Below are 7087 nucleotides of genomic sequence, written 5' to 3'. Positions count from 1 at the left end.
ACGGCCAGCAAGGCGGCTACGACCAGGGCTACGGCCAGCAGGGCGGCGGCTACGGCGGCGGCCAGCAGGGCTACGACCAGGGTTACGGCCAGCAGCAGGGCTACGACCAGGGCTACGGCGGCGCCCAGCCCGCCGGCTACGACCAGGGCTACGGCGGCGGCCAGCAGCAGGGCTACGCGCAGCCCGGCGGGTACGACCAGGGCTACGGCGGCGGCCAGCAGGGCGGCTACGACCAGGGCTACGGCCAGCAGGGCGGGTACGACCAGGGCTACGGCCAGCAGCCGGCCTACGGTCAGCCCGGTGGCTACGACCAGGGCTACAACCAGGGCGGATACGCCCCGCCGGCGACGCAGGGCGGCAACCGCCAGCTGAACGCGACGCTGCACCTCGACGACGGATCGAACCGGACGTACAACCTCAAGCAGGGTGGGAACGTCGTAGGACGTGGGCAGGAAGCCGACTTCCGCCTCCCGGACACCGGGGTCTCCAGGCGACACCTGGAAATCTCGTGGGACGGGCAGAATGCGATGCTCGCTGATCTCGGTTCGACCAACGGCACCACGGTGAACGGCACGCCAGTGCAGACTTGGCAGCTCGCGGAAGGCGACGTCGTCCGCATCGGCCACTCGTCACTGGTCTTCCGCACCGCGGGCTAGTGGTCGACACGGGCGTCGGTAAGCAACTCAAGGCAGGAGCGGTTACAACCGGTGCCAGAGCTGGTGATGCAGCTGACCAGAGCGGGCTTTCTCGTGCTCCTCTGGCTCTTTGTGCTGGCCGCCCTACGTGTGGTCCGCTCTGATCTCTACGCGGCCTCAGGGCTCCGGGCGTCAGGTCTGCCCGGTTTCCGGAGGTCCGAGAAGCCGGCGAGGGGAAGCAAGGCGCCCCGGCAACTCGTGGTCACCCACGGGGCGCTGACGGGCACCCGCATCTCGCTCGACGGCAGGCCGATCCTGATCGGCCGCGCTGACGACTCCACTCTCGTCCTGGACGACGACTTCGCGTCGACCAGGCACGCGAGGCTGTCCATGCGCGGCACCGACTGGTACGTGGAAGACCTCGGTTCCACGAACGGCACCTACCTGGACCGAGACAAGGTCACCGCACCCTTGCGGGTACCGCTCGGCACCCCGATCCGCATTGGCAAAACGGTGATCGAGCTGCGCTCATGACCTTGGTTCTTCGATACGCGGCCCGCAGCGACAGGGGCCTGGTTCGTTCCAACAACCAGGACTCCGTGTACGCGGGCCCCCGCCTGCTCGCAGTCGCCGACGGCATGGGTGGCCACGCCGCCGGCGAGGTCGCGAGCAAGGTGGTCATCGCCTCGCTGGCCCACGTCGACGACGACGAGCCGGGCGACGACCTCCTCGGCAAGCTCCGCGACGCGGTCGCGGCCGGCAACGGCGCCATCTCCGAGCTCGTGACGAGCGACCCGGACCTGGAGGGCATGGGCACCACGCTCACCGCCATCCTGTTCGCGGGCAACCGCCTCGGGCTCGTGCACATCGGCGACTCCCGCGCGTACCTCCTGCGGGAGGGCACGTTCGCGCAGATCACGCACGACGACACGTTCGTCCAGTCGTTGATCGACGAGGGCCGGATCACGCCGGACGAGGCCGCCACGCACCCGCAGCGCTCGTTGCTGCTGCGCGCGCTGACCGGCCACGACTTCGAGCCGAGCCTCACCGTGCGCGAGGCTCGCGTCGGCGACCGCTTCCTGCTCTGCTCGGACGGTCTGTCCGGCGTGGTGAGCATGGAGACGCTCGACGAGGCGATCCGCATCCCGGACCCGCAGGCGTGCGCCGACCGCATGATCGAGCTCGCGCTCAAGGGCGGCGGCCCCGACAACGTCACGGTGATCGTGGCGGACGTCGAGGACGTCGACTTCGGCGACGACTACCCGATCCTCGGTGGCGCGGCGGGCGACGGGAGCGAGGAGCACAACCAGCCTCCCGACTCCGCGGCCTCGCGGGCGAGCGCGCTCACGCAGCAGCGCCCGCCGATGCCGCAGCGCATGGAGGCGCCACCGCCACCGCCGCCGGACCCGAAGCGCAAGAAGCGCAACGCCATCAAGGCGTTCGCGATCATCTTCGTGCTCCTGCTGCTCGGCGCGGTCGTCGCGGTCGGCGGCAAGCTGTGGCTCAACACCCAGTACTACGTGGGTGCCACGGAGGAAGGCCAGGTCGCGATCTTCCGCGGTCTCAACGGCAGCGTCCTCGGCTTCAAGCTGTCGTCCAAGGTCGAGGACTCGTGCCCGCCGGGATCGACGGGGTGCACGCCGATCACGCTGCAGGACCTGCAGGAGGCCGGTCGCAAGACCATCACCGCCGGCATCCGCAGCGACAACGGCCTGGACGGGGCTCGTGCCGCGGTCCGGTTGCTGCGCACGGAGCACATGCTGCCGCTGTGCAAGGACGCGTCGGCGTCGTCGACCACGACGACCACCACCACGACGACGACCTCGCCGACCACGACCGGCACGGAGACGCCTCCGACCTCCGCCGCCACCCCACCCGAGAACGGTTCGGCCACCGAACCCCCACTCACGCCGTCGCAGCCTAAGGCGGGCGTGGACTGCCGGGAGGGTCCGTAGTTGAAGGGCTCGCCCGTCCCCACCGGGGAAGGCTCACCAGGCGCGTCGGTGGCGACGAGCACGTCGCCGGGACTGCGAGCGCCGACGCGCCGCGGCACCGAGCTGGTGATGCTGTCGTTCGCGGCCGGTCTCGTGACGCTGGCCCTCATCCTGGTCGAACTCAACCAGGAGCGCTCGCTGAGCCTGAGGATTCTCTACCTCGGTCTCGCGTACCTCGGTCTTTTCGCGTGCGCGCACCTCGCGGTCCGCAGGTGGGCGCCCTACGCCGACCCGGCGATCCTGCCGTGCGTCGCCTTGCTCAACGGGCTCGGTCTGGTGGTCATCCACCGGATCGACCTCGCGATGGAGGGCACCGTCTTCCTGGACGGCTCCGTGTGGGACCCGGTGGCGTTCAAGCAGGTCATCTGGACCGCCATCGGCCTGTTGCTGTTCGCGGCGACGCTGAAGTTCCTCCCCGACCACCGGATGCTCGCGCGGTTCGGCTACACGTTCGGCCTCGTCGGGCTCGTGGCGCTGCTGCTGCCCGGTGTGCTGCCGGGGTTCATCGCGCCGACGATCAACGGCGCGAAGATCTGGCTGCGCATCGGCCCGTTGTCGATCCAGCCGGGTGAGTTCGCGAAGATCCTGCTGATGGTCTTCTTCGCCGCGTTCCTGGTGTCGAAGCGGGACCTGTTCACCGTGGCGGGCCGCCGGTTCCTCGGCATGGACCTGCCGCGCGCCCGCGACCTCGGCCCGCTGTTCGCGGCGTGGGGCGTCACGGTCGCGGTCATGGTGCTGCAGAAGGACCTCGGGTCCTCGCTGCTGTTCTTCGGCATCGTGCTCGTGCTGCTCTACATCGCGACCGAACGCGCGGCGTGGGTCGTGCTGGGTCTCGGCCTGTTCTCCGGTGGCGCGGTCATCGCGTGGAAGCTCTTCACGCACGTCCAGCAGCGCGTGTCGAACTGGCAGGACCCGATCGCCCGCTACGAGGTCATCGGTGGCGGCTACCAGATCTCGCAGTCGCTGTTCGGTCTCGCGACCGGCGGCATCGGCGGCGCGGGTCTCGGCGCGGGCCGTCCGGAGATGATCCCGGAGGCCAACACCGACTTCATCACCGCCGTGATCGGCGAGGAGCTCGGGTTCGTCGGCTTCGCGGCGCTGCTGCTGATCTACATGGTCTTCGCGTTGCGCGGCCTGCGCAGCGCCATCGCCGTGCGCGACAGCTTCGGCAAGCTGCTCGGCGGCGGTCTCGCGTTCGCCGTCTGCTTCCAGGTGTTCATCGTCGTCGGCGGTGTCACCAAGCTGATCCCGATGACGGGCATCACCGCGCCGTTCCTGTCCTACGGCGGTTCGTCGCTGCTCGCGAACTACATCCTGGTCGCGCTGCTGCTGCGCATCTCCGCGGCGGCCCGGTCGCCGCAGCGCGCGCCGAAGCCGAAGCCGCAGCAGCCGGCGATCGCCGACCAGCACACTGTCATGGTGGAGCGTCCGAAATGAACACACCGCTCCGCCGGGTCGGCATGGCCATGATGGTCATGATCCTGCTGCTCCTGGGCAACGCCACCTGGGTGCAGGTGATCAACGCCGACGAGTGGCGCAAGAACGCCTACAACAAGCGGGTCCTGCTCGACGAGTACGCCCGCAAGCGCGGCCTGATCACCGTCGCCGACGGCACGGTGATCGCGGACGTCAAGGAGACGACGGACCGCCTCCGGTTCCTGCGCACGTACAACAACGGCCCGGTCTACGCGCCCGTCACCGGCTACCTGTCGGTCACCTACGGCACCTCCGGCATGGAGCGCGCCGAGAACGACCTGCTGAACGGCTCGGACGACCGGCTGCTGGCCCGCCGCATCTCCGCGCTGATCACCGGGCGCGACCCGGTGGGCGGCAACGTCCAGCTGACGCTCGACTCCAAGGTCCAGCAGGTCGCCTACGACCAGCTGACCGCGAAGGGCTTCACCGGTTCCGTCGTCGCGATCAAGCCGGAGACCGGCGAGATCCTCGCGATGGTGAGCACGCCGTCCTACGACCCGAACGCCCTGGCGAGCCACGACGTGAAGGCTCAGGCGGAGGCGTGGACGCAGCTCACGTCGAAGGACGCGAACGACCCGCTGGTCAACCGCGCGACGCAGGCCCTGTACCCGGCGGGCTCGACGCTGAAGGTCGTCGTCGCGGCGGCCGCGCTCGCGGACGGCAAGAACAAGGACTCGCAGTACACCGCCAAGGGCACCGTCAAGCTGCCGAACACGCAGACGGACCTGCCGAACTTCAACGGCACGCCGTGCGGCCCCGGTGAGACGGTGTCGATGGAGACCGCGCTCGCGAAGTCGTGCAACACGGCGTTCGGCGAGATGGCGGGCCAGGTCGGCGCGAGCAAGCTGCGCCGGCAGGCGGAGAAGTTCGGGTTCAACGACCAGGACCTCCGGATCCCGCTGGCCGTCGAGCCCTCGACGCTCGGCGCGATCCCCGACGACGCCGCCCTGTGGCAGACCGGCATCGGCCAGCGCGACGTGCTGATCACCCCGCTCGAGAACGCGGTGGTCGCGGCGACGATCGCCAACGGCGGCAAGCGGATGCACCCGTACCTGGTGTCGAAGCTCCTCGGCCCCGACCTCAAGTCGATCGGCGACACCGAGCCCGACGAGGTCGAGACCGCGATGTCCTCGGCCAACGCGGCGGCGCTGCGCGACATGATGATCCAGTCCGAGATCAACACCGGTGGCGAGGGCCGCCTGCAGAACGTGCAGGTCGCGTCCAAGACGGGCACCGCCGAGCACGGCGCGAAGCCGCTGGAGAACAAGCCGCACGCCTGGTACATCGCGTTCGCGCCGGCGCAGAAGCCGGAGATCGCGATCGCCGTCATCGTCGAGGACGGCGGTGACCGCGGTCTGGGCGCCACGGGTGGCAAGGTCGCCGCGCCGATCGGGCGCGCCGTGATGAACGCGTACCTGGCGGGTCGCTGATGCTGACCACGGGCCAGCTCCTCGCCGACCGCTACCGCCTCACCAGGCGGATCGCGGTCGGCGGCATGGGCGAGGTCTGGGAGGCGGCCGACGACCGGCTCGACCGCCGGGTCGCGGTGAAGGTCCTCAAGGCGGAGCTCTCGGGCGACCCGGAGTTCCTGCACCGCTTCCGCACCGAGGCGCGGATGACCGCGTCGCTCAACCACCCCGGCATCGCGTCGGTGCACGACTACGGCGAGACCGCGTCGATCGCGGACGGGCCGGAGGACACCGCGTACCTCGTGATGGAGCTCGTCGAGGGCGAGCCGCTCGCGACGATCATCTCGCGGGGCAGGCTCAGCGCCGAGGTGACGCTCGACCTGCTGGAGCAGACCGGCAACGCGTTGCAGGCGGCCCACGAACGCGGCCTCGTGCACCGCGACGTGAAGCCCGGCAACATCATGGTGACGCCGTCGGGGAAGGTGAAGATCACCGACTTCGGCATCGCGAAGGCCGTGGACGCGGCACCCGTGACGCGGTCCGGCATGGTGATGGGCACGGCGCACTACATCGCTCCCGAGCAGGCGCTCGGCGGTGAGGCCGAACCGGCGAGCGACGTCTACTCGTTGGCCGTGTGCGGCTACGAATGCCTGGCCGGGCACCGGCCGTTCCTGTCGGACAACGCCGTGACGGTCGCGATGATGCACATCCGCGACATCGCGCCGCCGTTGCCGCCGGACGTTCCGCCGGGCGCGCGGGCGTTGATCGAGGCGACGCTGGTGAAGGACCCGAGGCAGCGCTACCGGACCGGTGGCGAGTTCGCGGCCGCGGTCAGCGCGGTGCGGGTGGGCCAGCCGCTGCCGACGCCGTCGGGGTTCACGATGCCCCCGCCGGTGCAGCAGCAGGTCGTCACTCCCCAGCAGCTGCCACAACAGGTTCCGCAGCAGCAGGTCCCGCAGCAGCCGGTGTCCCAGCAGATGCCCCAGCAGGCGCCTCCCCAGGTGTCGCAGGCGCTGCCGATTCCACCGCAGATGGCACACCACCCGGCGCAGGGCCGTCCCGGTACGCATCCCGGGATGCAGCCGGTGCACCAGACCGGCACGTTCACCCCCATGCCGACCCCACCCGGGAGAAACCGGACCGTCATCTGGGTTATGGTCGCTTTCCTGGTGACCGTGCTGCTGGTGGTCGGCGTGGTCGTCCTGTGGAAGCTGACCGCGGAGACGGGCGACGCCAACGGGCAGAGCGGCCGACCGGCGACGTCCACCTCGGTGAACGGGAGCTCACCCGCGAACGGGCAGGCCAAGCCCGACTCCGCTGACCGGATCCCGGGCACCGCGTCGTGGCCCATCGACGAGGACGACTACATCGGCCGCTCCGGCGACGAGGCCACGGCCGACTTGACCGACCACGGCTTGGCGCCCTTGGTGCAGGGCCCCCAGGGCACCTCACCGGGCGATCTGAAGAAGTGCCGAGTCACCGCCATCGCGCCGACAGGCGAGGTGCCGGCGGGCTCGCAGGTGAGGGTGACGTGCGCGCCATGAGCAAGACCAGAACCGACTTGGGAACACCG

Annotated in this window: 6 protein-coding genes; all 6 read left to right on the top strand. The window is 70.1% G+C overall.

The genetic code is table 11. The annotated features are described in order from the left end of the window. A partial coding sequence (locus tag BLT23_RS38905) for an FHA domain-containing protein (protein WP_143036202.1) occupies nt 1-656 on the top strand: 656 nt, incomplete at its 5' end. 51 nt (nt 657-707) lie between these two features. Beyond that, nucleotides 708-1169 (top strand): FHA domain-containing protein FhaB/FipA, encoded by a 462-nt coding sequence (locus tag BLT23_RS38900; protein WP_090060298.1) that lies wholly within the window; start codon nt 708-710, stop codon nt 1167-1169. After that, nucleotides 1166-2590 carry a PP2C family protein-serine/threonine phosphatase gene (locus tag BLT23_RS38895; protein ID WP_090060296.1) on the top strand — a complete coding sequence of 475 codons (1425 nt, stop codon included), beginning with the start codon at nt 1166-1168 and terminating at the stop codon, nt 2588-2590. Before BLT23_RS38900 ends, BLT23_RS38895 begins: the two co-directional genes overlap by 4 nt. Nucleotides 2591-2698: 108 nt before the next feature. After that, on the top strand, nt 2699-4066 hold the full coding sequence (locus BLT23_RS38890; protein ID WP_090060305.1) for an FtsW/RodA/SpoVE family cell cycle protein: 1368 nt from the start codon (nt 2699-2701) through the stop codon (nt 4064-4066). Continuing rightward, nucleotides 4063-5535 carry a peptidoglycan D,D-transpeptidase FtsI family protein gene (locus BLT23_RS38885; RefSeq protein WP_090060294.1) on the top strand — a complete coding sequence of 491 codons (1473 nt, stop codon included), beginning with the start codon at nt 4063-4065 and terminating at the stop codon, nt 5533-5535. Before BLT23_RS38890 ends, BLT23_RS38885 begins: the two co-directional genes overlap by 4 nt. Then, nucleotides 5535-7058 (top strand): serine/threonine-protein kinase, encoded by a 1524-nt coding sequence (locus BLT23_RS38880; RefSeq protein WP_090060292.1) that lies wholly within the window; start codon nt 5535-5537, stop codon nt 7056-7058. Before BLT23_RS38885 ends, BLT23_RS38880 begins: the two co-directional genes overlap by 1 nt. Nucleotides 7059-7087: the final 29 nt, after the last annotated feature.

It is taken from the genome of Lentzea fradiae (assembly GCF_900100955.1).
Taxonomy (GTDB): domain Bacteria; phylum Actinomycetota; class Actinomycetes; order Mycobacteriales; family Pseudonocardiaceae; genus Lentzea; species Lentzea fradiae.
The sequence above is the reverse complement of the archived record's forward strand: the minus strand, read 5'-3'. Positions and strand labels throughout refer to the sequence as shown.